This is a genomic window from Paenibacillus apis (assembly GCF_018333295.1).
In the GTDB taxonomy this organism is placed as follows: domain Bacteria; phylum Bacillota; class Bacilli; order Paenibacillales; family Paenibacillaceae; genus Fontibacillus; species Fontibacillus antibioticophila.
In genome coordinates this window covers 229,101-255,340 of the sequence record NZ_BORS01000005.1, presented here as the reverse complement: position 1 = coordinate 255,340, position 26,240 = coordinate 229,101, and the positions used below count along the sequence as shown (strand labels likewise).

General features: G+C 53.1%; 23 protein-coding genes. 15 read left to right on the top strand and 8 right to left on the bottom strand.

Annotated features, from left to right (window positions below; all coding sequences use genetic code 11):
- Window positions 1-49 precede the first annotated feature (49 nt).
- Window positions 50-2,038 carry a ribosomal protection-like ABC-F family protein gene (abc-f, locus tag KI362_RS09525; RefSeq protein WP_301626747.1) on the bottom strand — a complete coding sequence of 663 codons (1,989 nt, stop codon included), beginning with the start codon at window positions 2,036-2,038 and terminating at the stop codon, window positions 50-52.
- Window positions 2,039-2,134: 96 nt separating this feature from the next.
- On the bottom strand, window positions 2,135-2,296 hold the full coding sequence (locus KI362_RS09520) for an RAxF-45 family protein (protein WP_216477226.1): 162 nt from the start codon (window positions 2,294-2,296) through the stop codon (window positions 2,135-2,137).
- A gap of 210 nt (window positions 2,297-2,506) precedes the next feature.
- Here KI362_RS09520 and KI362_RS09515 point away from each other — a divergent pair, with 210 nt between their 5' ends.
- Window positions 2,507-2,980, top strand: coding sequence for a hypothetical protein (locus KI362_RS09515; protein WP_301626745.1), 474 nt, complete (start codon window positions 2,507-2,509; stop codon window positions 2,978-2,980).
- Window positions 2,981-3,019: 39 nt separating this feature from the next.
- On the opposite strand, the gene KI362_RS09510 is transcribed toward KI362_RS09515, so the two are convergent.
- The 3 genes from KI362_RS09510 to KI362_RS09500 are packed head-to-tail and all read right to left on the bottom strand — an operon-like array spanning window position 3,020 to window position 4,855.
- Window positions 3,020-3,910: a DUF4097 family beta strand repeat-containing protein gene (locus KI362_RS09510; protein ID WP_301626743.1), complete on the bottom strand. Its 891-nt coding sequence runs from the start codon at window positions 3,908-3,910 to the stop codon at window positions 3,020-3,022.
- On the bottom strand, window positions 3,900-4,532 hold the full coding sequence (locus KI362_RS09505; protein ID WP_301626741.1) for a DUF1700 domain-containing protein: 633 nt from the start codon (window positions 4,530-4,532) through the stop codon (window positions 3,900-3,902). The genes KI362_RS09510 and KI362_RS09505 overlap by 11 nt, the downstream gene beginning before the upstream one ends.
- A complete protein-coding gene (locus KI362_RS09500; protein WP_044481155.1) occupies window positions 4,529-4,855 on the bottom strand; it encodes a PadR family transcriptional regulator in 327 nt (108 codons plus the stop codon). The genes KI362_RS09505 and KI362_RS09500 overlap by 4 nt, the downstream gene beginning before the upstream one ends.
- 342 nt (window positions 4,856-5,197) lie before the next feature.
- On the opposite strand from KI362_RS09500, the gene murI reads away from it, so the two are divergent.
- Window positions 5,198-5,977 carry a glutamate racemase gene (murI, locus tag KI362_RS09495; RefSeq protein ID WP_301626739.1) on the top strand — a complete coding sequence of 260 codons (780 nt, stop codon included), beginning with the start codon at window positions 5,198-5,200 and terminating at the stop codon, window positions 5,975-5,977.
- A gap of 431 nt (window positions 5,978-6,408) precedes the next feature.
- Here the strand turns inward: murI and KI362_RS09490 are convergent, their stop codons facing one another.
- Complete coding sequence (locus KI362_RS09490) at window positions 6,409-7,974, bottom strand: FAD-dependent oxidoreductase (protein WP_301626737.1); 1,566 nt, start codon at window positions 7,972-7,974, stop codon at window positions 6,409-6,411.
- A gap of 155 nt (window positions 7,975-8,129) precedes the next feature.
- Between KI362_RS09490 and KI362_RS09485 the strand changes: the two genes are divergently transcribed.
- The 12 genes from KI362_RS09485 to KI362_RS09430 all read left to right on the top strand — a co-directional run bounded on the left by KI362_RS09485 (window position 8,130) and on the right by KI362_RS09430 (window position 21,172).
- A complete protein-coding gene (locus KI362_RS09485) occupies window positions 8,130-8,522 on the top strand; it encodes a Fur family transcriptional regulator (protein ID WP_212937769.1) in 393 nt (130 codons plus the stop codon).
- A complete protein-coding gene (locus KI362_RS09480) occupies window positions 8,501-9,313 on the top strand; it encodes a winged helix-turn-helix domain-containing protein (RefSeq protein ID WP_301626733.1) in 813 nt (270 codons plus the stop codon). Before KI362_RS09485 ends, KI362_RS09480 begins: the two co-directional genes overlap by 22 nt.
- Window positions 9,314-9,385: 72 nt before the next feature.
- Window positions 9,386-10,222, top strand: coding sequence for a uroporphyrinogen-III synthase (locus KI362_RS09475; protein ID WP_301626731.1), 837 nt, complete (start codon window positions 9,386-9,388; stop codon window positions 10,220-10,222).
- Between the two features lie 178 nt (window positions 10,223-10,400).
- Window positions 10,401-11,753 (top strand): DEAD/DEAH box helicase, encoded by a 1,353-nt coding sequence (locus KI362_RS09470; protein WP_301626830.1) that lies wholly within the window; start codon window positions 10,401-10,403, stop codon window positions 11,751-11,753.
- A 137-nt stretch (window positions 11,754-11,890) separates the two neighbouring features.
- Entirely contained in the window at window positions 11,891-12,781 is an 891-nt protein-coding gene (locus tag KI362_RS09465; RefSeq protein WP_301626729.1) for a M15 family metallopeptidase, read from the top strand.
- A gap of 251 nt (window positions 12,782-13,032) precedes the next feature.
- Complete coding sequence (locus KI362_RS09460) at window positions 13,033-13,602, top strand: TetR/AcrR family transcriptional regulator (protein ID WP_301626727.1); 570 nt, start codon at window positions 13,033-13,035, stop codon at window positions 13,600-13,602.
- Between the two features lie 325 nt (window positions 13,603-13,927).
- Entirely contained in the window at window positions 13,928-15,703 is a 1,776-nt protein-coding gene (locus KI362_RS09455) for an oleate hydratase (protein WP_301626725.1), read from the top strand.
- A 397-nt stretch (window positions 15,704-16,100) separates the two neighbouring features.
- Window positions 16,101-16,955 (top strand): ABC transporter ATP-binding protein, encoded by an 855-nt coding sequence (locus KI362_RS09450; protein ID WP_044481137.1) that lies wholly within the window; start codon window positions 16,101-16,103, stop codon window positions 16,953-16,955.
- Window positions 16,956-16,997: 42 nt separating this feature from the next.
- Window positions 16,998-17,795: a (2Fe-2S)-binding protein gene (locus KI362_RS09445; RefSeq protein WP_301626723.1), complete on the top strand. Its 798-nt coding sequence runs from the start codon at window positions 16,998-17,000 to the stop codon at window positions 17,793-17,795.
- Window positions 17,796-17,881: 86 nt separating this feature from the next.
- Entirely contained in the window at window positions 17,882-18,544 is a 663-nt protein-coding gene (locus KI362_RS09440) for an SGNH/GDSL hydrolase family protein (protein WP_301626721.1), read from the top strand.
- 279 nt (window positions 18,545-18,823) lie between these two features.
- Window positions 18,824-20,191 (top strand): FAD-dependent oxidoreductase, encoded by a 1,368-nt coding sequence (locus tag KI362_RS09435; protein WP_301626719.1) that lies wholly within the window; start codon window positions 18,824-18,826, stop codon window positions 20,189-20,191.
- A 156-nt stretch (window positions 20,192-20,347) separates the two neighbouring features.
- Entirely contained in the window at window positions 20,348-21,172 is an 825-nt protein-coding gene (locus KI362_RS09430) for a formate/nitrite transporter family protein (protein ID WP_044481131.1), read from the top strand.
- Between the two features lie 97 nt (window positions 21,173-21,269).
- Here the strand turns inward: KI362_RS09430 and KI362_RS09425 are convergent, their stop codons facing one another.
- Together KI362_RS09425 and KI362_RS09420 are read right to left on the bottom strand one after the other, a co-directional pair.
- Window positions 21,270-22,406, bottom strand: coding sequence for a glycosyl hydrolase family 8 (locus KI362_RS09425; protein WP_301626718.1), 1,137 nt, complete (start codon window positions 22,404-22,406; stop codon window positions 21,270-21,272).
- A 149-nt stretch (window positions 22,407-22,555) separates the two neighbouring features.
- On the bottom strand, window positions 22,556-24,409 hold the full coding sequence (locus KI362_RS09420) for a sialate O-acetylesterase (RefSeq protein WP_301626716.1): 1,854 nt from the start codon (window positions 24,407-24,409) through the stop codon (window positions 22,556-22,558).
- Window positions 24,410-24,684: 275 nt separating this feature from the next.
- Here KI362_RS09420 and KI362_RS09415 point away from each other — a divergent pair, with 275 nt between their 5' ends.
- Window positions 24,685-26,226: a helix-turn-helix domain-containing protein gene (locus tag KI362_RS09415; RefSeq protein WP_301626714.1), complete on the top strand. Its 1,542-nt coding sequence runs from the start codon at window positions 24,685-24,687 to the stop codon at window positions 26,224-26,226.
- Window positions 26,227-26,240: the final 14 nt, after the last annotated feature.

Below are 26,240 nucleotides of genomic sequence, written 5' to 3'. Positions count from 1 at the left end.
ATTTAGTACCCATTTGCGGCCACAACGCAACACATAGGAAATCAAGAACTTATTTTTCTTCTTCCTCAAGCAGCGAAAAATACTGCTCCAGCAGCTGGTCCAGCCGCCCCGAGCTGCTCTCCCGCTCGGCCAGCAGCTCGCTCAGCCGCCCGGCATCGCGAGCGTTCTGCGGCTCGAGCATCGCCGCATCCACCGCCGCCAGCTCCGCTTCGGCGGCGGCAATCTCGCGCTCCAGCCGCTGCACCGCGGCTGGATTCGCGGCCTTGCCGCGCGCACCCGCACCGCTGTGCGGCGGCAAGGCATCCTTCGCCCCGGCGGCACGACTCTGCGTGCCTCCGCCGGGGCTTTGCTGTGCCCGGGCGCTCCCGCCCGTCTCCGCCGCTTCAGCCGCGGCGGTTCCCCTGCGGGCCCGCTCCGCCCGGTAATCATCATAGTCGCCCGGCGTGACGGTCATCGACCCGTCCTCCAGCGACCAGACCTGGCCGGCCACCTTATTGATGAAGTAGCGATCATGCGAAATCGCCAGCAGGGTGCCGGGATACTCCTCCAGCGTCTCCTCCAGCGCCTCTCTGGATTCGATATCCAGATGGTTCGTCGGCTCGTCGAGCAGCAGCAGATTCGGCTTGCGGTACATCAGCATCGCCAGCCGCAGGCGGGTCCACTCGCCGCCGGACAGGCTCCGCACCTTCTTGAACACGTCGCTGCCATAGAAGAGGAAGCGGGCCAGCTGGCCTCGCGCTTCCCCGGTCTCCATGCCGAGCTCTCTGCGGAAATAGTCCAGGACACTTCCGTTCTCCTCGGCCGGCGCCGATTCCTGAGCCAGGTAGCCCGGCTCGACCCGAGCCCCGAGCTTGGCCTCGCCCGCATCGGGCTGGATCTGGCCGAGAACACTTTTCATCAAGGTGCTCTTGCCTGTTCCATTGCCGCCGATCAGCACGGCTCGCTCGCCGTAGCGGAGCGTCCGGCTGATCCCTTGGTACAGCTGTCTGTCGGCAACAGAGTGGCTAAGGTCCCGCAGGATGATCGCATCCTTGCCTGAACGATCCGAAGGGTCCAGTTGAAGCTCCATCCGTTTGCGCTCCAGAATCGGGCGCTTCAGCTTCACCATGCGGTCCAGCGCCTTCTGCATGGAAGCAGCCCGGCGATGGAACCCCGGATTCGGCGGGTTGGAACGGTTGCCCCATTCGATCAATTGCTTGATTGTCTCCTGCATTTTTTTGATTTTCTTCTGCTGTTCTTGATAATCGGCAAATTGCTGGAGCAGGCGGGCTTCCTTCTCCTCCTTGTACCGGCTGTAGCTGCAGTGATAGGTGAACGCCTCTCCGTCCTCCAGCTCGATAATCTTCCGTACAACCGCATCAAGAAAGTAACGGTCATGAGAGACGACAATCACGGTCCCTGCGTAGTCCCTTAAGAACTCTTCCAGCCACTCGATAGCCGTCATGTCGAGGTGATTCGTTGGTTCGTCCAGCAGCAGCAAGTCAGGCCGCTGAAGGAGAATCACTGCCAGACCGACCTTGGTCTTCTCACCGCCGGAGAGGGAAGAGAAGGGGCGGTCGAAATAGGAGCGGGGAATCCCGATCCCGGCGGCAACCCGGTCGATCTCGGAATCCATGCCGTAGCCGCCGCCTTGCTCAAACACCTCCTGCAGCCGTCCGTATTGCTGGAGCAGACTGTTCAACTGCTGCTCCTCACCGCCCGCTCCGTTCAGGTTGCCCATCTCGGCCTCCAGGCGGCGCATTTCCTGCAGTGCCTCTAATTGCCGTTTATAGGGGGAACGGAGTACGCCAAGGACGGTTTCCTCCAGTCCGTAATCCGGAATTTGCGCCAGCGAGGCAATCACGGCGTCCCTTCGGACCATGATCTGCCCTTGGTCAGGCGCTTCCTCTCCTGTCAGCAGGCGCAGCAGCGTCGTCTTGCCGGTGCCGTTTCGGCCGACCAGTCCTACCCGCTCGCCTTCCTTGACCTCGAATGTGACCTCTTGCAGTACCAGCTCGGCACCGTAATATTTTTGAATGCTTTGACCTTGAATCATCATGGAGATTCTCCTTTCAACCGCTCCGGAAAACCTGCCGGGACAACAAAAAAGGCTGCAGGAAATTCCTGCAGCCTTCTAGCGCGCACAGCGACTAAATCAGTCCGTGAGGCAGGGGAGGAGCGGGTTTTCGCAATTGGATTTGGATATCGAGTTTGTAAAAATGGACAGACTGATCCCGTTGAAGGTCTGAACATGAACAATGCCAGATAATGCCATAGGCAACTGGCTGACTCGATTCCATACTAAATTGCGATCCACTTTCCCCACCTCCTTTTCGAAATAACAAGATATGGAGATTATATGACGAGAGCTCTTATTATGCAAGCAGAATAAAAAATGAAGGCGGCTTGCTTGTTTTTTTTCAGAGCGCAGTTCTCTATAATCATTCTAAGATGCGTTGGCCGTCATGGCCGGGCTTATGTCCAAAGCAAGATTAGACTTCATTTCCGTACAGCAAGGAGTTTTAATTTGTATATCTTAAATGCCAGAATGATCGTGAAGCAGCTCTTGAAACAATCCGGAAGCCAGGCCCGGGTGCGGTTGAAGCACCGCTTCCCCGGCGGCAGGAATGTAGGGGGGAAATACAGTATTTCCGACCATAGCGTAACCCTGTATCTCTATGAAATTCGCAAGCAGTGCCGTATTATGTTTGGCTCGGCGTCGTTATCGCTCTGTAAGCAGCTTCTACGAATTGTGCTCGCCCATGAACTGGGACATGCACAGGACCCTCAGCTGTCCGAGCTCAGTGATTCGATGGATGCCTGTGAATCTCGGCTGGACCGCAGCCGCCTTGCCTTGCAAATCGAGGAGAACGCCTGGAATTACGCAAGGCAATTGCTGCCGGCGGCCTCCATGGAGATGCTGGAGGTTGTAGCGGGGCACTCGTTGAGCGCGTACCGTGAAGTCATCGCAGAGGAACAGGCCCGGCAGCATATTGCCTGACCTGTTCTTCTGTTCAGGAGGATCCCCGGCTTGCCGCTGTCAATCGATGCGGATATTTCCCGAGTTTGTCCGAATCTTGATCACGTCCCTCGTCTCCATGGGCGAATCCGGTGCCTTGACCGTGCCGGAACCGGCCTTCAGATCATAGATGCCCTTAAAGGCTTGATCCTGGGATAGCGTAACATTTCCGGAGGTCACCTTAATATCAAGCTGATCAGAGCGTTGATCCTCCAGTTTGACATTCCCCGAAGTATTTTTGATTACACTGGAGCCTTGAAGATCCCGGATCGTGATATTCCCGGAGAAGCCTTCCGCTTGAAGATCTCCCTGAACCGAGTCCGCCTTGATATTACCTGAGACTACCTTTAACCTTGCTGAACCGGTAAGGCCCGAGAGGGTGATATTGCCCGAGGCGGTCTCCATGTCAAGCTGTTCGGCAGAAGCTGAATCCAGCTTCAGGTTGCCGGACAGGGTCGTCAGCTCGATCCGATTCGCCTGTAATCCGTTGAAGGTACCATTGCTATGGCTCAGTTCTACCTGCACGCGTTCTATAAGCTCTGTATCAGATAGAGCGACAGTAATGGCTTGATCCGTCGTTTGGAAGTCCACGGTGAAGAAGCTCCAGGATTCCGGATTCGTCAGATCCAGAGAAACCTTCGGTCCGCTAACCTCGGAGGCTTCCAGCCTGTCGATCAGTTTCTGCTTCATATTCCCTGAGACCTCGATATAATTGCTGCCGTCCTGACTCGGAATGAACTTCATATTCACATTTGAACCGCTCTTGATGCGAAGCTCCTGGATGGAATCCAGCTGCCACTGTTTTTCAAAGTATGGAAGCTTGTCGGTAAAGCGAAAGCCTTCGTACGCCATGCCGGCAATTCCGATGAGGATAAATAGGATGGAGAGCCGAGACCATTTTTTAGGATTCATTTTGTTGTCCTCCTCTGACGATGCGTTTATGCCAGTTCTTATAGCTTAGGGATAAGGAGAGCATCCCTTTGAACAAAGGTTTACATCCAAGCCCCAGAAGAATCCCGATACCCACCATGAATAATGATGCATAGGCCTTGGCCGGAAAAAATCCGTTTCCGAAGGCATAATCCAGACCCACCAGCACAGGGGAGAGGATGCTGACGGCTGCGGCGATTGCGATGCATACGACAACTGCCCAGAATGAGAAGATCAGAGGAACGGCGACAAGGTTCAGCAGAAACAGGCCCGATACCGCAAGTGTTTGCGTTGCACTTCTGCGCGGTTTGGCCGCAGGCAGGCCGGATAAGGGAGTTGCCTGTGATGAAGGCTGAGAAAATGAATAATCAGCGGCAGGGTTGGACCAATATACATGCTCATTCTCGGTATTGCGTTCTCTTAAGGCCTCTTGCGCAAGCTCATACGGATCTCCAAGCTCCCGGGCAATCTCCTGCTCCGTCTTGCCGTTTTGCAATCCAAAGGCAAAATGGGCCTCATAATCCTCCATTAATTCATGGTATTCTTCAGGCGGCAGAACCGATAAATGCCCTTGAAGCTCCATTAGAAATTGTTCTTTATTCATATTCGGCTTCCTTTCTCTATAAGTTTCGATACACCGGCCGTAAACAGCCGCCATTCTCTAACCAGCACTTTCATATGTGTCTCTCCGGAGGCGGTCAGCTTGTAATACTTCCGGGGAGGTCCCTCAGACGACTCCTGCAAATAAGTCGTGCAATAGCCTTCGTTAACGAGCCTGCGCAAGAGCGGATAGAGCGCACCCTCGGCAACCTCGATATGCTCGGAGACCGATTGGGCCAGCTCGTAGCCATAACGGTCCTGTTCATGAATCAGAACCAGCACGCATAGCTCCAGAGCGCCTTTTTTGAATTGAACGCTAATATCCAAGCTGCAATCACCTCAATCCAGAATTCTAGTTAATGTACGAGCACAGCTATCATGGTCCATATAAGCTGAACTAGTGATGATGCTATAGTTCAAACCTTATAGCGAAGGCATTCGCGTATTGTACTGATTAATGTTCAGTAGTGGTTTAAGAAGATGATATCACTGGGTACTGAATAATGCAAGATAGTGGTAAAACAAAAATAGCTCCTCTTTATGAACGCAAGAAGGAGCTATGAAGTACCGATAGTTAATTAAGCTTATGAGCAGTATAATTATAAAAGAAGCGGAATGCACTTAAAAGCAGTACGATCATTTTCAATTATTCATGAGAAGAGTGGAATTATGAGAATAGGATTTTTTGACTCTGGCATAGGTGGACTAACTGTTCTTCATCAAGCATTGAGATTTTTGCCCCATGAGGATTATCTTTTTTACGCAGACACTTTGCATGTTCCCTATGGAGAAAAAACGAAGGATGAAGTTAGAGAATACATTCTTGATGCCGTAGATTTTATAGCTGCCCAAAAGGTTAAGGCTTTAGTTATTGCCTGCAATACAGCCACCAGTATCGTTATTGAGGAACTGCGAACGCGCTATGACTTTCCCGTTATCGGTATCGAGCCTGCCGTAAAGCCGGCCATTGAGAGATGGGCGGGAAAACAGAAGAAGGTTTTAGTATTAGCTACAAATTTGACCTTAAAGGAGAAGAAGTATAATGATTTGGTTCAGCGCATAGGCCAGGGGGAGAGTGTAGACAGTTTGCCGCTTCCCGGGCTTGTTCAGTTCGCTGAAAACTTTGTATTTGATGAAGAGAAAATAGTCCCCTATCTGGAAAAAGAATTATCCCTTTTTGACCTGAATCAGTACGGAACGGTGGTGCTTGGTTGCACCCACTTCCCTTATTTTGAGAACAGTCTCAGGAGAGTTTTTCCTAAGGATGTCGATTTTATCTCTGGAAGTATTGGAACAGCCAAACACTTGAAACAAATCCTTGAACTTAAAAATCAGGTGAACCAAGGCACAGGCGACATCCTATTTTTCAAGTCAGGTGTAAAAGTTGAGGATACACTCCTGTTAGCTAACTATCACAGTCTTTTTGAGGTTCTAGATAAGTTATCCTGAACGAAAGTAAGTTCTCTATTTGTAAAATCGGGGGGTTCCCTGGTCATACTGTTCATTAAAGAGCCAGACCCAAGCTGGAGCGGAAGGAATTCGTAGTCTGATTTTATATGGAAAATCGTATAAACACTTAACGTTATGGCCGCGATTTCTTGGCTTTGTACGAAAAACCACCTAAATACCGTCAGGTATCGGGCAAAACAACAGATTTTATACGAAAAACCATCTAAATGCCCGGTTTGCCGGGAGCGAATAGGCTGATATGTACGAAAAAACATACAACTGCTGCAAACAGCTGCACTGCTCCATAACGTCACGTTGCTAATCCATATAGCCTAGCCTAATGAGCCTGAAAAGAACAAAAAGGACGCGAGCCTCCCGGCTCGGGTCCTTTTTGTGAGCGGATTACTGCCTTGTGTTGGCTTGCAGTTATGCTATTCCCTTGTTCCGTATTGCGGTGTAAGACGGGAAAGGTCTTCGGTTGCCGGGCCTTCCAGAACATGTCCCTTGTAATCGAAGCGGGAGCCGTGGCAAGGGCAGTCCCAGGAGCGCTCCGCCTGATTCCAGGCGCATTCGCAGCCCAAATGGGTGCAGGTGGTGTCAACGAGGTGGATGACGCCTTCCGGATCCCGGTATGCGCCCGCCCGTTTGCCTAGATGCTTGACGACCGCGCCTTGATCCGGCATCAGATCCTCCAGCTTTCGGTGCACCATTTCAACCTTCCCTGAAATAAGCTCCTTGGCGACATCCGCATTCTGCACGACGAGATTTTTAAGTCCCGGGTTCACCTTGAAGCGGGAAGGGGAGAATAAATCGGCAAGCTTGTTATCCTTACCCTGAATCAGGTCGGTGATCAGCAGAGCGGCCAGCGTGCCAGAAGTCATTCCCCATTTAGCGTAGCCCGTAGCAACGAAGACTCGGGGGTGCTTGGAGGTGACGGGACCGATATAAGGGACCTGGTCGATCGTGATCAGATCCTGAGTCGACCACCGGTAAGGAATGCTCTTCGCCCCGAAGGTCGAGCCTCCGAATTGCTCCAGAGTCTCGTAGTGCTTGATTGTACAGTCGCTATCGCCTGTTTTATGATTTTCGCCGCCGACGAGGATCAGTTCCTTGCCGTCCCACTCTGCCGCGCGAAGCGACCGTTTCGGATCGCCGCAGTTGATATACATTCCGCCCGGGAAGCTTGTCTCGGGCTCCAAGGCTACCACATAGGACCGCTCGGCGTGAAGTCTGGTGAAATACAGCCCTCCGCCGTCATAGAACGGGAAGTGGGAGGCGGATACCGCATAGCGGCAGGTTATCTTGAAGCCGTTCTCGGTATGCAGCAGCAGGCTGCCGTCTTCCAGCTCCTTGGCCTTATCGGCCATTGTAGTCTGCTCGTAGAAAGCCCCTCCGTGCGAAGAAATATATTCCACCATATGCTTTAAATAGAGCAAGGGATGGAAACGGGCTTGGTTCGGCATCTTTATGGCGCCCAGCACGTGGATCGGAAGCGGCAGGGTATCGGTCCACTCCGCCGGAATGCCAAGCTGCTCATAGGCCTCCCATTCCTTCTTCAGATCGGCGAGCTGCTGCTCCGAGTCGGCGTACAGGTAGGCATCCTCCTTGTGAAGCTGGCAGTCGATCTGGTGCTCCTGTGCGATATCAACGATATAACGCTTGGCTTCTTCATTGGCATTATAGTATTGCCGGGCAGCTTCTTTCCCGAAATGATCGACCAAGTGACGGTAGATCAGGCCGTGCTGGGAAGTGATTTTAGCGGTTGTGAAGCCTGTCGTTCCGTCCAGGATCCTTCCGGCATCAATGACGGCGACTTTGTAGCCTGCCCGGATCAGGGCATAAGCGGAAGTGATCCCGGTGATTCCCGCTCCTGCAATCAAAACGTCGGTGGTCAGGTCGTCTTTCAGAACGGGAAAATCAGGGAGTGAAGCGGTTTTTCTCCATAAGGATTCAGGGTACCGGGGCAGACCTGTAGAAGTGAATGAGCTGCTGTTCATGAGAGTTCCTCCTTTTTGGATTCTGCTGTACATTATTACCACCGATGGAGGTTTGGAAACGAAGCGGAATGGAATCCGATAAAATTGACGGATAATGAATTAAGACTTATACTAATTCTAAATAGTTCAAACTACAAAAAGGACTGATTGCATAGATGAAAGCCTTGAATCTTACAACCCAGCGTCAAGCTGTTTATGATGTCGTACGCCAGGCTCATGATCATCCCACGGCTGCGGAGGTCATGAACCGGCTGGTGGAAAAGGGATATAACTTTGCATACGGAACGGTGTACAATTCTTTGCGCTACCTCGTGGATAAAGAGATGATCCGGGAGCTCAAGCTGGGCGAAGCGGCAAGCCGCTATGATGCCAAGCTGGATGAGCACCAGCATATTTTGTGTGAAGTGTGTGGACGAGTGGATGAGGTCATGACCCAGGTTCCTGCAGACTGGAGCTTGGCGGTCGCCGGCGAGACCGGCTATGAGGTGCACCATGCACATGTCGTATTCGGGGGGGTGTGTGGAGAATGCCAGCAGAAAAGATCATGAAGCGAGCTGTTCTGCAGAATGGTAATATAACGCCGATTCGCCGTCCACAGGAGCCTGCATTTGAGACGCCGGCAGACGGAGAGATTATGATGTGCCCGGTGACCCAACGGGTCATTCTTGTCAGTCCATATCCAAGCGGGATTCACGAGCTGGTTCGGGATCTTTCCGAGGATTGCTTCGATGTACTGGTGTTCCACCATTGGGACCAGGGGATTCGCAATGCCCAATCCGCCGACTTGCTTATCTTCGACCTGACTCCGGTCCGGAGCCGGGAAGAAATCTCCAAGGTGCAGGCGCTGCTTCAGGAAGCGGGAGAGGTGCCTTCCATGCTGCTTGTCAGCGAGGGCCTGCTGCTTCAATTCAGCAAGGAGATGCCGAATCAGGAGCTGCTGGTATGGCCGTCACGCTCCGGAGAGGTGACCTACCGGGCGCGCCGGCTTATGCAAACAACGCCCCAGCGGAGCGATTCCTCCCGTTTGCTTAGCGGTTCAGCCACGGCGATATACAAGGATCTGTGGATTGACCGCAAGAAGATGAGCGTCTATAAGGATGGCAAAATCCTTGAGCTGACGAAGACCGAATATGAGCTGCTTACCAAGCTGATTGAGCGGGAGGGGGCGGTGCTGTCCCGGGAGGATTTGCTGACGGAAGTCTGGGGGACGACCTTTATGGGCGGCAGCAATATCGTCGATGTCCACATCAAGAGCCTGCGCAAGAAGCTGGGAGATCGCGCTGTAAATTCACTATATATCGTGACCGTTCGCGGAGTAGGCTACCGTCTCGCGGACTAACATTCCAATTAATGATGTCATGAAGGTGGAGGGAAGCCTCCGTACCGATATTCAGGCCAGGAGGAGAACAGCATGGCGCGAAGATTAGAGGGGAAAAGAATTGCAATCACCGGACCGCGGCGGGCGGAGGAATTGAGTAAGCTCGTCGAAAATATGGGCGGGATTCCGCTGCTGAGACCGGCCCAGGGAACCGTGCTGCTCGATGATCAGGAGCTGCGGCAGGGGCTGGCGGACTGGATGGAGCATCCGCCCGACTGGGCGGTCTTCACCACCGGAGTCGGCCTGAATGCGCTGCTTGATCTGGCGGAGCAATCGGGACAAGCGGCGGCCTGGCTCAAGGTGTTGGAGAATAGCGATATTGCTGCCCGAGGCTATAAGACGGTTAACGTTCTGAAGAAGAACGGCTTGTCCGCCCGGGTGCGAGATGATGACGGCAGCTCCGAGGGACTGATCCGCAGCTTTCAGGCGGGGGGCTGCGTGCTGGAGGGCAAGGAGGTCATTCTCCAATTGTATGGAGATACGGCCCCGAGACTGTCCTCCTGGCTTGAGGAGCAGGGCGCTCATTTGAGACAGCTGCTGCCGTATCGGCATATTGCTCCTCCAGAGGAGCAATTGGAGCTGCTGCTCTCCGATTTGCTTGGCGGACGGGCCGATGCGGTGACGTTCACGAGTGCTCCGCAGGTCCGCTTTCTGCTGGAGCATGCCGCGTCACAAGGGAAGCGCGAGGAGCTGCTGGAGGCGTTCCGCGGCCCTGTCGTAGCTGTAGCGGTGGGCAAGGTTACGGCCCACGGGCTGCATGAAGCGGGAGTTCCCCGCATCGTAGCTCCGCGGGAAGAACGTATGGGCAGCATGATGGTGGAGCTTGCGCGTTATTATGCGGGCGAAGCGCAAGCGTTAGTTGAATCCTGATAAATACAGGCCATTTCAGGGCCGGTGTGCCGGGGTTACCGGAGCACACCGGCCCTTGGTGTGAGAATAGGAATTGTACTGCAGACTCTGTTACAATAGTGCTTGAGAAGTCGCGGGGAGAGCAAAGCGGCTTAATAACTAATGAGGTGAATGTATTTTGACGATAACGTTTAAGAGCATGGGTGTGTCCCAGGCCGTGGTTAACATATTGCAGGGGCAGGGAATCGTGAGTCCAACCCCGGTACAGGAGCAGGCCATTCCGGTAGCCGTCGCAGGCGAGGACGTCATCGTCCAGGCCCAGACCGGGACCGGCAAGACGCTGGCTTTTCTGCTGCCGATTCTGGAGAAGATTTCGCCGGCCAAGCCGGATGCCCAGGCGCTGATTATTACGCCTACGCGGGAGCTGGCGATTCAGATTACAGCGGAAGCGCGTAAGCTGGCTGCCGCCCGGGAAGGACTGTCCGTGCTCGCAGCATATGGCGGACAGGATGTGGAGCGCCAGCTTCGCAAGCTGCATAACGGCACACAGATCGTCATCGGTACGCCGGGCCGGCTGCTGGACCATCTGCGCCGCGGTTCGCTGAAGCTGGGTGCGGTGCGCTTTCTGGTACTGGACGAGGCGGATCAGATGCTCCATATGGGCTTTCTGGCCGAGGTGCAGGATATTCTCGCCCAGGTGCCGCGGGGTCGGCAGACGATGCTGTTCTCGGCGACGATGCCGGATAATGTGAAGCGGCTGGCGAAGAACTACATGTCCCAGCCGCGCGATATCAAAATTGCTGAAAATTCACGGGTTACCCTGGATAGCATTAAGCAAATTGTTGTGGATTGCACGGACCGTTCGAAGCAGGACGCGCTCAAGGCAATGATCCGCGAGCACCGGCCTTATCTGGCGGTGATCTTCTGCCGGACGAAGCGCCGGGCCAGCACCTTGAACGAGGCGCTGCAGGCTGCGGGCTTCGCTTCGGACGAGCTGCACGGCGACCTGTCGCAGTCGAAGCGCGAGCAGGTCATGCGCGCATTCCGTGACGCCAAGCTTGAGCTGCTGGTGGCTACGGATGTAGCCGCTCGCGGCATTGATGTGGAGGGCGTCACGCATGTGTTCAACTACGACATTCCGCAGGATGTCGATAGTTACATTCACCGCATCGGCCGGACTGGCCGGGCGGGGGAGAAGGGGATCGCTATTACCTTTGCGTCCCCTAAGGATGTGGAGGCGCTGCGCAGCATTGAGCGCGGCATCGGGATTCGCCTGGAGCGCCGGCGCTTCGAGAACGGCGCGGTGAGCGCGCCGGGCCAAGGCGGGGGCCGCCCTGCGGCAACCGGGGCCAAGGCCGGCGGCGAATCGGCCCGGCGCGGCCGGGGCAATGCCAAGGGCACGGGCAGCGGTCAAGAGCGGGGCCGGAATGAGCGCGGGCAGCGCAAGAGCGGCGGCGCAGCCGGAGGCCGAAGCGCCGACACCGGCCGGGGACGGCGCGGACAAGGGCGCAATCAGCAGCAGGGTGGCAAAGGCCGCCGCGGCGGGCGTTGAGCAGCCGGGAGAAGAGAGGCGAAGTTTTTTTCCGGAAGCTTATAACTTATCAAGGGGATCATGCGTCTAGTAGGATAGACAGAGTAACAGGCTGAGTCAGTGACCTGGATGCCGAACAGCATGGGAGGATAATGGGAATGAGTGCATTGCGAAGAAGATATGGCCGGGGACTAGTGCTTGGAGTGTTGATGCTGGTGATGGTGATGGTTACAGCTTGTGCGAAGGATACGCAGGGCGTATTGCCTTCCCCGCCAGCTCAAGAGGAGTCCGGAGACCAGAATACGGCCGCAACGGATAACAAGGGGGAGGATGAGGATGGATCCTCTGACGAGCCTGTAAATCCTAATGAGGGTAACTCGACTGGCGAAGAGAACAGCACAGGTCAAGAGCCTGTCCAGGAAGAGGACCAGCCTGATGCGTCCAATCAGGTGGATTTCTCTGATGCCCACAGTGTTACGGTGCTAGTCAACAAGGAGTACGCCTTGCCGGAGGATTATGAACCGTCCGATCTGGTCTATCCGGATGTCCGCTTTACGTTCTCCGAGAAGATCGAGAAGCGCATGATGCGGAGTGAAGCCGCGGCGGCGCTCGAGAAGCTGTTTGCCGGAGCCGAAGAAGACGGTATTTACCTGGCGGGAGTATCGGCTTATCGCTCGCACAGCACGCAGACCTCGCTTTTTAACCGCTATGTGAAAAAGGATGGCCTGGAGAAGGCAAAGACTTATAGCGCGGTGCCGGGACACAGCGAGCATGAGACCGGACTGGCGATTGATGTATCCGGCAGTGACGGGAAATGCGCGGCTGAGGACTGCTTCGGGGACACCAAGGAAGCGGAGTGGCTGGCGAAGCATGCCACGGAGTACGGATTCATTATCCGTTACCCGGAGGGCAAGGAGGATATTACCGGCTATAAATACGAGCCATGGCATCTGCGTTATGTTGGAACGGAGATTTCCTCCGATATTGCGGAGCGCGGAATTACATTGGAAGAGTATTATAATGCGGTGCCGGTAACGGCGAGTCCGTAAAAAGGATGGGCCGGTCCGGAGCCTGTTGCAAAATGCAAAGGTGTACGGGGCTCGAGATTGAGATAACGGGTACCCTGAATAAAGCACAAGCAGTCTTTCCTTTAATCGAGGAGGGCTGCTTTTGTTTGCTTTTGACGCCGTGCAATACTTGTGACCCGATCTTCCGGGCTGTTATGATGAAGAAGGCAAGCGAAGCAACCATCGCATCGTTGTTGCCCCCATCCGTAACCCTAGTTGCAGGAGGTGGTTCCATGGCCCAGATAACCAAGAAGGCGCTGGCGGCGTCCTTGAAGAAGCTCCTCAGGGAGAAGCCGCTGGATAAGGTCACGATCATAGACATCGTTGAGGACTGCGAAGTGAACCGTCAGACATTCTATTATCATTTTCAGGACATTTACGATTTGATCGACTGGATTTTCCTTACGGAAGCATTGGTCACCATCGATGACAAAAAAACATATGCCACCTGGCAGCAGGGCTTCCTGGAAATATTTCAATACGTCCTTGCTAACCGTTCCTTCGTATCGAATGTGTACCATTCGGTGAGCCGCGACCAGCTGGAGCGCTATTTATACAGAGTCACTTACGATCTGCTGATCGGCGTGGTGGAGGAACAAGCAGCCGGGATGGGTGTTCGGGACGAGGATAAAAAGTTCATCGCCGATTTTTACAAGTTTGCGTTCGCCGGATTGATGCTGGATTGGATTCGTCAAGGCATGAAGGAGGATCCCGTCAAAATCATCAACCGGTTAGGCGTGTTGGTTCAGGGAGACATTGCCCGGGCGCTGGATAAGTACAGCATGGATTATAAAAAAATATAGATATCAGGCTTGTCCAGAATCTATATAAGTTCAACTAAAGAGTGCACAGAAAAGGCATAAGTGTAAAGAGTTCTGAAGAAGCGTCAGCGTTCGCCTTTGAGAGCGGATTTCTTCCTTTACATGGCTAGTTCAATCCAAGAAATTCGCGAACAACAGTGATCGTAAGAACACTTTACACGTTGCCTCCAGTGCATGATCATTAGTTGAACTTATATAGACAATTCAGCCGTTGTGTCGAAGCTTTTGACATGAGGGCTGTATTGTCTATTAAGTGTGCCTCCCAAAAGGAATATGCTGGGGTTATCCAAAATGAGGAGGTATCCTAATGTACTATTCGAATGGAAATTACGAAGCCTTTGCCCGCCCGGAAAAGCCGAAAAATGTGGAGAGAAAATCCGCGTACCTGGTAGGCAGCGGACTGGCTTCACTGGCCGCGGCCTGTTTTCTGGTTCGGGATGGACAGATGAAGGGAGAGCATATCCATATCCTCGAAGAAATGAGTCTGCCAGGAGGCGCCTGCGACGGGATCAAGGATGCGCAGAAGGGCTTTATTATCCGGGGCGGCCGCGAGATGGAGAATCACTTCGAATGCCTGTGGGACCTGTTCCGCTCCATTCCGTCGATCGAGACGGAGGGCTTGTCGGTCCTGGATGAGTTCTATCGGCTCAACAAGCACGATCCCAACTATTCGCTCATGCGCGCTTCCGTCAACCGGGGGGAGGATGCGCATACGGACGGCAAATTCACACTTTCTGAAAAAGCGTCCATGCAAATCGTGAAATTGTTCATGACCCGGGATGAGGATCTCTACGACGTAACGATCGACGATGTGTTCGACGAGGAATTTTACGCCTCGAATTTTTGGCTCTACTGGCAAACGATGTTTGCATTCGAGAAATGGCACAGCGCGCTGGAAATGAAGCTGTATCTGCAGCGCTTCATTCATCATATCGGCGGACTGCCGGACTTTTCGGCGCTAAAATTCACGAAATATAACCAGTACGAATCGCTCATTCTGCCGATGGTGAAGTTCCTGGAGGCTCACGGCGTTCACTTCCAGTACGACACCCGGGTCACGAACGTTATGTTCGATATCCGGGACGGCAAAAAAACAGCTAAACAGCTGATCTGCATCCATAACGGCAAGGAAGAGACAATTGATCTGATCGAGGATGATCTGGTGTTCGTCACCAATGGAAGCTGCACGGAGAACTCTACGCTCGGCGACGACGATCATGCGCCGGTCATGAACACTCAGCCTGGCGAGGGCGGCTGCTGGCAATTGTGGAAGAACATCGCAGCACAGGACCCTTCGTTCGGCCGCCCGGAGAAATTCTGCACGAACATTCCGGCCACCAATTGGGAATCGGCCACAGTAACTACCCTGGATCACCGGATTCCCCGCTATATCGAAAAGATGAGCAAGCGCGATCCGTTTTCCGGCAGGGTTGTCACCGGGGGCATTATTACCGTCAAGGATTCCAGCTGGCTGATGAGCTATACGATCAATCGGCAGCCTCATTTCAAGGAGCAGCCGAAGGACCAGCTGGTCGTCTGGATATACGGCCTGTATACGGACGCTCCGGGCGATTTCGTCAAGAAGCCGATGAAGGAATGCACCGGGAGGGAGATCGTCGAGGAATGGCTCTACCATATGGGGGTTCCCGAGGCGGAAATTCTCGAATTGGCGACCACCGGCGCACATTGCATTCCTTGCATGATGCCTTACATTACCGCTTTCTTCATGCCGAGAACAGAAGGAGACCGTCCAAAGGTCGTACCGGAGGGCAGCGTCAACTTCGCCTTTATCGGCCAGTTCGCCGATACCGTCCGCGACACGGTGTTTACGACCGAGTATTCGGTGAGAACGGCGATGGAAGCCGTCTACACGCTGCTGGACGTGGACCGCGGCGTACCGGAAGTATTCGCTTCCTGCTACGATGTCCGGGTGCTGCTCGATTCGACGGCCAAAATGCTGGACGGGAAGAAGCTGACCGATCTCAAATTGCCGTTCATTGCGAAGCTGGTTGAGAAGCAATTGCTCAAAAAGGCATCCGGGACGATCATCGGCGAGCTCTTGGAACGATATAAGCTGATCTAAGCTGACCTAAGCTGACCTAACTGATCTGAACCAGGAAATTCCGTTAGCCGCGAAGTCTGAAGAGTCAAAATAGTGCACGCAAGCGGGTTGCAAAACTATACTGTACTTCACCGTCCCCCTCGCTACAATAAGAATCATGGCAGCACACTGTGCCGAGATTCGATTGTAGACAGGGGGCATTTTCTTTTGAAGACGGATAAACAGGGACATATGATCATGTTTTCTTCTGTTTTCTCATACATATGAGATGAATAAAGGGTTGACAAGTGATAATGATTATCAGTATCTTTAACTTTAGGAAAAGTTATGATGAAGATTAAGTGAAGATTCGGCGGGATGACGCTAGCTTGTTGATTCAGGCCCCTTCTTCAAGTCATATATGGAAAGGAAGATCAACATGGCATCATTGAATACTTCGCATCTGGATATCGCATATGAGGATCGTCTAATTGTTCAAGACTTGAATATTTCGATACCGCCGGGTATGATCACAGCACTTGTAGGGGCTAACGGTTCAGGGAAATCGACTATTTTGAAGACGATGGCCCGTATACTGCAGCCGAAGAACGGAAACGTACTGCTGGATGGGAGATCGATTCACAAGCAATCTACGCGCGAAGTGGCGAAGCAGCTGGCTATTTTGCCGCAGAATCCGACCGCGCCGGAAGGCTTGACGGTATATGAGTTAATCTCTTATGGCCGCTTTCCGCACCAAAAGGGCTTTGGAGGTCTGAAGGCCGAGGATCGCAAGGTGATCGACTGGGCGATTGAAGCTACCCGGATGCAGGAGTTCAGTGACCGGGCGCTTGAGCATCTGTCAGGAGGACAGCGCCAGCGGGCCTGGATCGCGATGGCTTTGGCGCAAGAGACCGATATTTTATTCCTGGATGAACCGACAACCTTTCTGGATATGGCTCACCAGCTTGAAGTGCTCCAGCTCTTGGAAGAGCTGAATGCGGAGTCGGGCCGGACGATTGTTATGGTCGTGCATGACTTGAACCATGCCGCGCGTTATGCTCATCATATGATTGCAATCAAGCAGGGGAAAGCTGTTGCACAGGGCAAGCCGGAAGAGGTCGTAACCTCGGAGGTGCTCCGTGAGGTGTTCGGGATTGAAGCTGATATTGTTACGGATCCCCGCAGCGGTGTTCCGCTCTGTCTGCCTTATGAGCTCTATCGGGCGGCTACCGAAGGGAAAGTGCGCGGCCAGAAGCAAAAGGACGGCACCATAAAGGTAGCCTCGAATCTGTAAGGCTCACAACAGGTTGAACACCGGAGTAAGGAGAGGCTTCAGATGAACATAGATTATGGCTTGCTGAATCAGGCGCTGTATGTCGTGACGGAAAAAGATCCGGATGCCTTGCTTGCGATGCCGGCATCGCGGCTGGCCGCCCCGGAGGGCATGCAGACCTTTTTGAACGAATATATGCCGATAATTAAAGGCCGTGACCTTCAGGTTGCGGCTGCTTATTTTGCCTCGAGCTGGCGGACGATGCTGACGGCCCATTTGTATTTTATGACGGCTTGTGAGGGGAGTCCGGATGTGTCGCTTCAGAACCTGACGCTGGAGATCCGAATGGCGAACCAATATCCGTGTATCTTCTTTGTGCTCGGTTGTCTGGATGTTCATGGATGGCCGGCAGTACGTGGTGAAGCTTGGCGTCAGGAGACCGCCGGACACTGGCTGGAGACGACGCTCCGCCCAGTAATGGAGACGGCAGCCGAGGTTTCGGGGGTGCCGGTACGGCAGCTGTGGGGGCAAATGCCGCTCGGTGTGGAATTCTATCTGGATTACTTGGGGAAAATGACCGGAGAGCCTGTCCTGCAGGAGAGAATGGCGGAGCAAAAGGGTTTCCTGGCGAAGGAGCTGTCTGCTTCCTGGTTCGGCTTATCCCGCAATCCATTCGACCTGAAGGCGGTATGGCTGGAGGATCCCTATCGTCCCGGGCAAAAGACTCGCATGAAGCCTACCTGCTGCCTGGCCTATCGGACGGATACCGGACATGGCTATTGCTACGGGTGTCCCAAGCTGTCCAAGACGGAGCGGGCAGCTAAATATGAGGAAATTGTTAAGGCGCAGGCTCTCCTGTAGCCTTGCTTCAGTTCGGGGTTGAATCCGCTTACGAGGTATGAAATGATGGAGAGGACAGATACCGAACTGAGGAGGAGCGGACAAGTATGGCTGAAGATGTGAACACGATAGAAATATGGGATGAGAAGAAGGAGAAGCTGCGCAAATACCAATATCTGAATGCATTAGCCCGTAAAGGAGAGACGGTTTTTGCAGGCTCCTCGCTGATGGAATTTTTCCCGATTAACGAATTTCAGCAGATCCTGGATCAGCGTTATTGCATTTACAACCGGGGGATCGCAGGTTATGTCACGTCAGAGCTGCTGGCATCGATGGAGACTTGTATTTTTGAGCTGGAGCCTTCAAAGCTCTTTATTAATATCGGGACGAATGATATCAGTGCGCCGGAATATACGCTGGAGGGTTTGATCTCCAATTACGATGAAATTCTCAGCCGGATTGCCAAGCGTCTGCCGAATTGCCAGGTTTACGTGATGTCCTATTATCCGGTCAACGGGGTAGCGGAATTCCCGCATGTACCTAAGGAATCGATGGGCGATATCTTTGAACGCAGAACGAATGCGGCGATCCGGGAAGCGAATGAGGCGATAGAACGGCTGGCAGGCAAATTCGGATTCACTTACATTGATGTGAACGAGGGCCTGAGTGATGAGGACGGGAACCTGAAAGCAGAATTCGGCACGGATGGAATACATATGCTTCCTAACGGCTACGCGGTAGTACTCCGCAATATGCTGAAATACTTGTAGTTATAATAGGGTGTCCCAAAAACCATCATCATGGTTGGGGACACCTTTTTCAATTTTAAATTTATGGGCACTATACTACGTAGGCTGAATTAAAGATGCTGCGGAAAAAGGCATACGTGCGGAGTAATTTGATAAAAATTTTATTTAAAATTGTGAATAATTTGCGAAATGAGCTTAAAAGGGTTGCGATGTGAAAAATGTCACACTATAATATAACTACAGGTGAAGAAATTCACAATTCGTTTGTCAGTCCTAACACACCCAGAGGAGGATTTAAATATGAAAATTGCAGTCATTGGATGTACTCACGCAGGAACGGCGGCTATTGTCAATATCGCGAAATGCTATCCTGAGGCAGAGATTACGGTGTACGAGAAGAATGATAATATTTCGTTTCTATCCTGCGGCATAGCCCTGTATGTCGGAGGGATGGTAAGTGACGCCCAGGGCTTGTTCTATTCATCTCCTGAACAGCTCGCAGAGCTGGGTGTGACAACCAAAATGCTTCACGAGGTAACAAAGATTGATACGGATGCCAAGCAACTGCGGGCACGTAATCTGGAGACAGGCGAAGAGCTGGAGGATACCTTTGACAAACTGGTCATGACGACAGGCTCCTGGCCGATTGTACCGAAGTTTGAAGGGATCGGGCTGGACAATATTTTGCTCTCCAAAAACTTTAACCATTCCAACACGATTATTGAAAAGTCCAAGCAGGCCAAGAACATCGTGGTCGTCGGCGCAGGCTACATCGGGGTCGAGCTGGTGGAGGCTTTCCAATTGAACGGCAAAAATGTAACGCTGATTGATGCGGAGCCTCGCATTCTAAGCAAGTATCTTGACGCGGAGTATACGGATCAGATCGAAGCTTCTCTGCGGAGCCGCAATATTCAGCTTGCTTTAGGTCAGAAAGTTACAAAATTCACAGGCGAAAATGGCAAGGTGAGCAAGGTTGTGACAGACCGGGGAGAATACTCGGCGGACTTGGTCATCCTGTGCATCGGTTTCCGTCCTAATACGGAGCTTCTTCGCGGACAAGTGGATATGCTCGATAATGGCGCAATTATCGTAGACGAGTATATGCGTACAAGCAAGAGTGATGTCTACGCGGCGGGCGACAGCTGTGCGGTATTCTATAATCCGACCCAAACCCATGCTTACATTCCGCTGGCTACAAATGCGGTTCGGATGGGGACGCTGGTTGCCCGGAATTTATTGGCTCCTACGGTGAAGTATATGGGCACGCAGGGCACCTCGGGAATTAAGATCTACGAGGATCACATTGCCGCAACCGGGATGACGGAGACCTCAGCCAAGGAGGCAGGGATTGAGGCGGAAGCTGTGATCGTTAACGATCATTACCGGCCAGAGTTTATGCCTACGCATGAGACTGTGATGCTGAAAGTGGTCTATGAACAATCAACCCGGCGGATCCTCGGCGCACAAATGATGTCCAAGGTTGATCTGACTCAATCGGTGAACACACTCTCGGTCTGCATCCAGAATGGCATGAAGATGGAAGAGCTGGCTTTCGTGGACTTCTTCTTCCAGCCGCATTATAACAAGCCATGGAATTTTCTGAACAGTGCAGGGCTTGGAGCGCTGCCTGAAGTTCCGCAATCCGCCTACGAGACAGGACGGGTCTGAATTTTTCCGCGATTTCCCGATCTCAATTCTGTGAAGTTTTTCACTTCTGGGAAGGTATCGTGACTAATGTTACTTATTTGAGGCGCTTCGCACGGTACAATATAAAGCGGATTTTAAAGCAGCCGAATAGAACAAGTCACAAAGGAGATTGAAATCATGGCTTATAATAAACCGGATCAAATCGCGAAAGTCACGGTAGAGATGGGTGTCAAGAAGGCGCATAATCCACTGTTGACTGTGTTGATTCTCGGATTTTTGGGCGGGGCGTTTATTGCGATGGGCTTCCTGCTGGATATTCGCGTCATTGCAGGAGCACCGGCTGAATGGGGCGGTATTTCCAGCTTTATCGGAGCAGCGGTGTTCCCGATTGGTCTGATCCTTGTATTGCTTGCCGGCGGCGAGCTGCTGACGGGCAATATGATGGCTGTGCCGCTGGCGCGGATCGCGGGCAGGATTTCCACAGGCGAGATGATCAAGAACCTCCTGTTAATTACGATTACTAACTTTCTCGGCGCTCTGTTCGTCGCTTACTTCTTCGGGCATGTTGTGGGTCTGACCGGAAGCGGCGTATACCTGGAGAAGCTGGTGGATATGGCTGGACACAAGCTGGACGACAGCTTCGTGCAAGCATTCGTCTCGGGCATTGGCTGTAACTGGCTGGTAGCTCTGGCAGTATGGCTCTCTTATGGAGCCGACAATATGAGCGGTAAAATTCTCGGCATCTGGTTCCCGACAATGGCCTTCGTTGCAATCGGCTTCCAGCACGTGGTCGCCAACATGTTCTTGATTCCGGCAGCGATCTTCGAGGGGTACTACTCCTGGGGAGAATACCTGATTAACTTCGTACCGGTATGGTTGGGCAATCTGACCGGGGGTGCCCTGTTTGTAGCAGGAGCTTATTGGCTCGCCTATCTGAAGGATGGCAAGAAAGAAGCGGCTGCTCCAGCTCAGGAGCTGGTGTCTGAGCGTCAGGCCGGGTAGTAGTAAGCCGATGGTAAGTATTCCCAAGGGACATAAAGAGGGCAGACGGTTCGAATAAAACCGGGTCTGCCCTTTCTTTATTAATATCCTGTTGAAATCAAGGCTTCCAAATCCGGTAATTTCCGCTTAGAGCCAGGAGTGCGAAGAAGTATAGGCAGTTGTCGTAATAGCGCCGGTCACCCATCCGCAGCGGCGTATTCCAGAACAGGTCCACACTCGCCCGGGCAGGCTCTCCATCCGCCGCCAGCGAGGCCATCGCATTGGTCGCCAGCAGTCCGACGGGATGCAGCGCTTTTTCTTCAAACGGTTTGCCTTCGATCGAGTATCGGCGGTAATCCTCCGGCCGCTTGTCGGCGAAGAACGCCTGAATCCGGCCTGCCGCCTCGCATGCCCACTGATCCGCCGCGAACCATTCCCAATCCAGCCCCAAATTGGCGGCTACCCGGTAGGAGTCACTGAAGAAGTGCCCGTACCCGCGCTCATTATTCGGCGTACCGTCATAGTAGGCGTATTCTGGAGCCAGTCCGGTTTCGGGGTGGCAGGCGGTCCTCAAATATTCACGGCTGGCCGAGGCCGCTGCCTTCCAGAACGGCCGATCCTCGGGATAAGCCCACAACGCAAACAATTCGTAAAAATGCGGCAAATGATAGGACGGGTCCGAAAACTCACAATTTGGCACGAATTTGATCAGTTTGTTGTGCGGATTCCACATTGGGTCGCCGAGTCCGTCCTCCCCTTTGTGAAGGCAGGTCCGCAGCAGATCGCGCGCCTGTGTTCCGTAATTGAACGGCGCTTCCCGGTCGCCCCACCGATGGGATGCGAAGAATAACGCCATCGCAAAATACTCCTCCCCGTCCGGAGCAGGCCCGTCCGACAGCCGTGAACCGTCCGGGGAGCACGACCAGGCGAAATATCCGGCATTTGCTCCTTCGGTCATGTGCATGTGCGCCATCGTCCATTTCCACAGCCGATCGAACACCTCCTGCCGGTCCATTTGCACGGCCATCATCATGCCGTAGGACATCCCTTCGGTCCGGACATCCAGGTTGCCGGTATCGAGCATATATCCCATATCGCCGCCGGACTCATGATAGATTCGGGTATCCTCTCCGCCCTCGAATAATTCCCGCCAGGCCGCCTCCAGACGCTCGCGAATCGCCGCTTTCTCATACCCGAATTCCGCTAGTACGTTTCTATATTCCCCTGTAAAAAATGCTCCAGCATGACTCTTCATCGGCTTCAAATCCTCCCTAGGCCCGCTTTTTTCAAATCAATTTATCCATCTTCCGTTTTATTATCCTATCTGATGAAGCGGTTTCAAAGGTTCGCATTTAAAGGAGTTGCCTTGCTTATTTTAGAACTTTAGGAACTGGATTCAACGAGTTAACCTGTGCTGAACGGCGAGGCAGGGAGGCCCTCCCGGTTGTACAGATTCGCTTGAGCAGGATTGTTGGCCCAGGCGTACCGAACCTGGACAGGCTGCTTAATAAAGTCATGCGTGACAAGGACGGTATCGCCGGAAATCACGGCTCGCGCTGGAACAAACACACCGTCGGGGCCGCAGACCGCGAACCCCTTAAGCTCTCCGCCGCCCTTGGCGACCAGCCCGCTTCCGGTATGATCGAACCGTAGGCGCGCGCCATCCCCGGTCAGCTCCATCTCTTTGAACATCGGGCCGCTATGGACCAGGCCGTCCTTACCATAAGCCAATTTGTGGGCGCCTAGTGCTAAACGCTGGCCGACGGTTTTCTTGTCCTGCGGGTGCAGATCGTTGTATTCGCCGATATCGATCGTAACGGCCATCGCCGTGCCCGGAATCTGCAGCCCTTTGCGCTGTTCCTCGCGAAGCTCGGCCCAATTGGACTGCGAGTCGTCCTCTTCGCCCAAATTGGCGAGCTGCGTAAAGATGAACGGGAACTCCCCGATTCCCCATTGACCGCGCCAATCCGCAACTAACGCCTCGAACAACTTGCTGTATCCGGCAGGGTGGTCCGTATTGGCCTCGCCCTGGTACCATAACGCCCCCTTGATCCGATAATGCCGCAAGGGCGAGATCATGCCATTATACACCCCGGCGGGTTTATAGTGAAAGAATGTCTGCTGCTGCATAACCCCGGTAATGGCCCCGACCCGGTATTTCCAAACGCCGGTAAGGTCCATTTCCTGTCCGCAGGCCAGCAGTCGATAAGGCATATCTTTCACAAACGCCCCCGTGTTATGGGTGCTGATGACGCGCACGGTAATTGTATTATTTCCAGGCTTTAATAGTCCGGCGGGGATCGAGTAGCGTCTTGGCGGATACCTGTAGCCGGTATTGTCGATGCAAACACCGTTTATGTAAGTGTCATCCGCATCGACGACCGTGCCCAGCTTTAACCGGGCATCGCCTTCGGTCATGGACTCGGGGAGTTCGATCTCCTTGCGGAACCAGACACTGCCCCGAACGTGCTCAAGCCCGGCGTCTGCCCATGAGCCCGGAAGCTCGAAATCTTGCCAATCCGCGGTGTCCCATGACTCGTTGTACCAGCCTTCCTTTAAACCAAGGTCGGTGTTATTCAGATGGGCATGCCAGGCGTTACTCCGCTCTTCGTCCGCCGCCTTGGCAGCAATTACATATTGATCGTCTTTGCATTGCTCCAAGATGTCCTCATATCCGCCGATGCGCCGAAGGGATCCTTCGCTGATCCATGCCTCGATCGGCGTTCCCCCTACCGCGGTGAGAATCAAGCCGACAGGGACCTGGTGTCTTTCATAGATTTCTTTGGCAAAAAAGAAACCGGCGGCGCTAAAGTTCAGCACATCCTCCGAGGTAGCGGCAATCCACCCGCCTCCCGGCAGGTCGCTCTGCGGAGCATGGAAATTGTAGCTTATCGGCATCGAGAACTGGCGAATCCAGGGGAGATGAACATCCTTCACCTCATCGGCCAGCAAATCCAGGGTCCGGCGGACTGGCAGCTCCATATTGGACTGGCCGCCGAGCACCCACACGTCTCCGACGAGAATATTCCGGATGACGCTTGCCTCGCCGCCAGCCGAGATAATCATCTCAAACGGACCGCCCGGCTCCGTCTCGTCCAAATCAATTCGCCAGTCCCCGGCGGGATCGGCAAACGTATCGTATTTTTTTCCGTTAAAACCAATCTGTATGGCTTGACCTGCCCCGGCTTTACCCCAGATGCCGACCTTTTCGTTTCGCTGCAAGACCATGCCGTCACTCAGAATACTGGATAAAATCATGATTCTCCGCCTTTCGTAAGGATCTCGTTGGATACTCATTCTACCGATGCGGGCTATTTCCTTCTGTGTAAAGACATACATATCTGACATGCAGATAAGAACTAAAATTATCACGATAAAATCTTAATTTTCAATATAGCGAATGTACGGGTTCTCATTTAGGTTGAGGGTAACAAGGTTTTCCTGTTCTCAAATGACGCGGGTATGTTAGCATAATTAATGAGGGCGCTTTCAAAGCAAGCAAACCAGTTCAACTTCAGGGGAGCGATATAGCGATGATGAATGTGCTATTGGTGGATGACGAGCCTTGGGTAATCGAGGGGCTCCGAACGATGGTGAATTGGAGAGATCACGGATTTCAAGTGTGCGGGGAGGCCTCCAATGGTCCTGATGCGTTCAGGATGATTCAGGAGCTTGGACCGGAGCTGGTTCTGACGGATATCAATATGCCGGTGATTAATGGGTTGGAGCTGATTGAGCAATCGAACAGGGTAATGGCCAGTCCTCCGAAGTTTATCATATTAAGCGGATACGATAATTTTAATTATGCGCTAACTGCGATGCATCAACGGGTAGCGGAATATTTACTCAAACCGATCGACGAGGAGGAAATTGAGGCGGTGCTGGTCCGCTTGCGCAGGAGAATTATGGAGGAGTTTGAAACGGAGCAAAGCCAAAGCCGCATGCATTTCTTGCTGGTGAACAATTTGTTGAACCGCCTGCTTCAAGGAGAAGACAGTGCGCAACTGATGCATCAGACGGCACATGCCCTTCTTCTGCCGGAGGATGGCCTGCTGCGCTGCATTCTGATCGAGGCTTCAGGAGACACTTCCAATTTGCGCTATCAGGCGCGGAAGTATTTTGCGGAAACACCGGAGCGTATATTTGAGGATAGCGCAGGCAGGATTGGCGTCATTCTGCCTGATGATAAATTCCCATACTGCCGGGTACAGGAGCTCGCCGCAGGGCTTTACAATGAACTTAAGAATGAGTCGAACGGGCCGATAACCGTAACGGTAAGCAACGCTCTCCAAGGTATCGGTTCGGTTCGCGAGCTGTATATGCAGGCGCTTGAGGTCAATAAATGCAAGCGTTGTCAGGAAAGAGACGGTGTGCACAATTACAGGGATTTGCGGCAGCACGGAAATACCGGCAATCATGCCAGGGAGAAATTCAAGCAGCTTCTCGAGCTCGTGACGGCGGGCCAAACTGATGAAATCCACTCCGCTGTAGAGGACGCGCTGGCTTCCATGACAGAAGGGCTGCCCGATCTGAGGCATGCCATGGCCCATGTGGCCGATCTCGAATTGAATCTTTGCAGACGGATCGGGGAAATGAACGGGGAACCTGATGCATTCATGAAGAAGGTTCAGGATGAATATGGTAATATCGGGAGCTTCAAGACCTATTCGTCCTTGAGAAAATACGTCCTTGAGCTTTGCCTGGAGGCGGCTCGCGTCCTTGCGGGACTGGAGGAAAAGAACGAGTATAATACGATCTTCCATGTCATTCAATACGTGGATCGGGAATACCGCGGCAGGCTGCAATTGCAGGATCTGGCTAAAAAATTTCATATGAATTCAACTTATCTGGGTCAGCTGTTTAAAAAAGAGACCGGGAAACCGTTCAACGATTACCTGAACGAAAAAAGAATCGAGGAAGCCAAACGGCTGTTGAAACGAACTCAGATGAAAATTTCCGAAATCGCGCTTCAGGTGGGATACCCCAATACGGACTATTTTATCAGCAAATTCAAATGCAAGACGGGGATGCTGCCCTCTGTCTACAAACAGGAATCCAAGAGGACGGCTTATTGAACACGCACTTGCAG

Coding starts and splice junctions, on each gene's coding strand:
- KI362_RS09435 (WP_301626719.1), top strand. CDS start 18,824: ATGAAAATTGCAGTCATTGGATGTACTCACGCAGGAACGGCGGCTATT.
- KI362_RS09440 (WP_301626721.1), top strand. CDS start 17,882: ATGGCTGAAGATGTGAACACGATAGAAATATGGGATGAGAAGAAGGAG.
- KI362_RS09425 (WP_301626718.1), bottom strand. CDS start 22,406: ATGAAGAGTCATGCTGGAGCATTTTTTACAGGGGAATATAGAAACGTA.
- KI362_RS09505 (WP_301626741.1), bottom strand. CDS start 4,532: ATGAATAAAGAACAATTTCTAATGGAGCTTCAAGGGCATTTATCGGTT.
- KI362_RS09465 (WP_301626729.1), top strand. CDS start 11,891: ATGAGTGCATTGCGAAGAAGATATGGCCGGGGACTAGTGCTTGGAGTG.
- KI362_RS09470 (WP_301626830.1), top strand. CDS start 10,401: ATGGGTGTGTCCCAGGCCGTGGTTAACATATTGCAGGGGCAGGGAATC.
- KI362_RS09510 (WP_301626743.1), bottom strand. CDS start 3,910: ATGAATCCTAAAAAATGGTCTCGGCTCTCCATCCTATTTATCCTCATC.
- KI362_RS09480 (WP_301626733.1), top strand. CDS start 8,501: ATGCCAGCAGAAAAGATCATGAAGCGAGCTGTTCTGCAGAATGGTAAT.
- murI (WP_301626739.1), top strand. CDS start 5,198: ATGAGAATAGGATTTTTTGACTCTGGCATAGGTGGACTAACTGTTCTT.
- KI362_RS09430 (WP_044481131.1), top strand. CDS start 20,348: ATGGCTTATAATAAACCGGATCAAATCGCGAAAGTCACGGTAGAGATG.
- KI362_RS09450 (WP_044481137.1), top strand. CDS start 16,101: ATGGCATCATTGAATACTTCGCATCTGGATATCGCATATGAGGATCGT.
- KI362_RS09445 (WP_301626723.1), top strand. CDS start 16,998: ATGAACATAGATTATGGCTTGCTGAATCAGGCGCTGTATGTCGTGACG.
- KI362_RS09415 (WP_301626714.1), top strand. CDS start 24,685: ATGATGAATGTGCTATTGGTGGATGACGAGCCTTGGGTAATCGAGGGG.
- KI362_RS09420 (WP_301626716.1), bottom strand. CDS start 24,409: ATGATTTTATCCAGTATTCTGAGTGACGGCATGGTCTTGCAGCGAAAC.
- KI362_RS09490 (WP_301626737.1), bottom strand. CDS start 7,974: ATGAACAGCAGCTCATTCACTTCTACAGGTCTGCCCCGGTACCCTGAA.
- KI362_RS09455 (WP_301626725.1), top strand. CDS start 13,928: ATGTACTATTCGAATGGAAATTACGAAGCCTTTGCCCGCCCGGAAAAG.
- KI362_RS09475 (WP_301626731.1), top strand. CDS start 9,386: ATGGCGCGAAGATTAGAGGGGAAAAGAATTGCAATCACCGGACCGCGG.
- KI362_RS09460 (WP_301626727.1), top strand. CDS start 13,033: ATGGCCCAGATAACCAAGAAGGCGCTGGCGGCGTCCTTGAAGAAGCTC.
- abc-f (WP_301626747.1), bottom strand. CDS start 2,038: ATGATGATTCAAGGTCAAAGCATTCAAAAATATTACGGTGCCGAGCTG.
- KI362_RS09485 (WP_212937769.1), top strand. CDS start 8,130: ATGAAAGCCTTGAATCTTACAACCCAGCGTCAAGCTGTTTATGATGTC.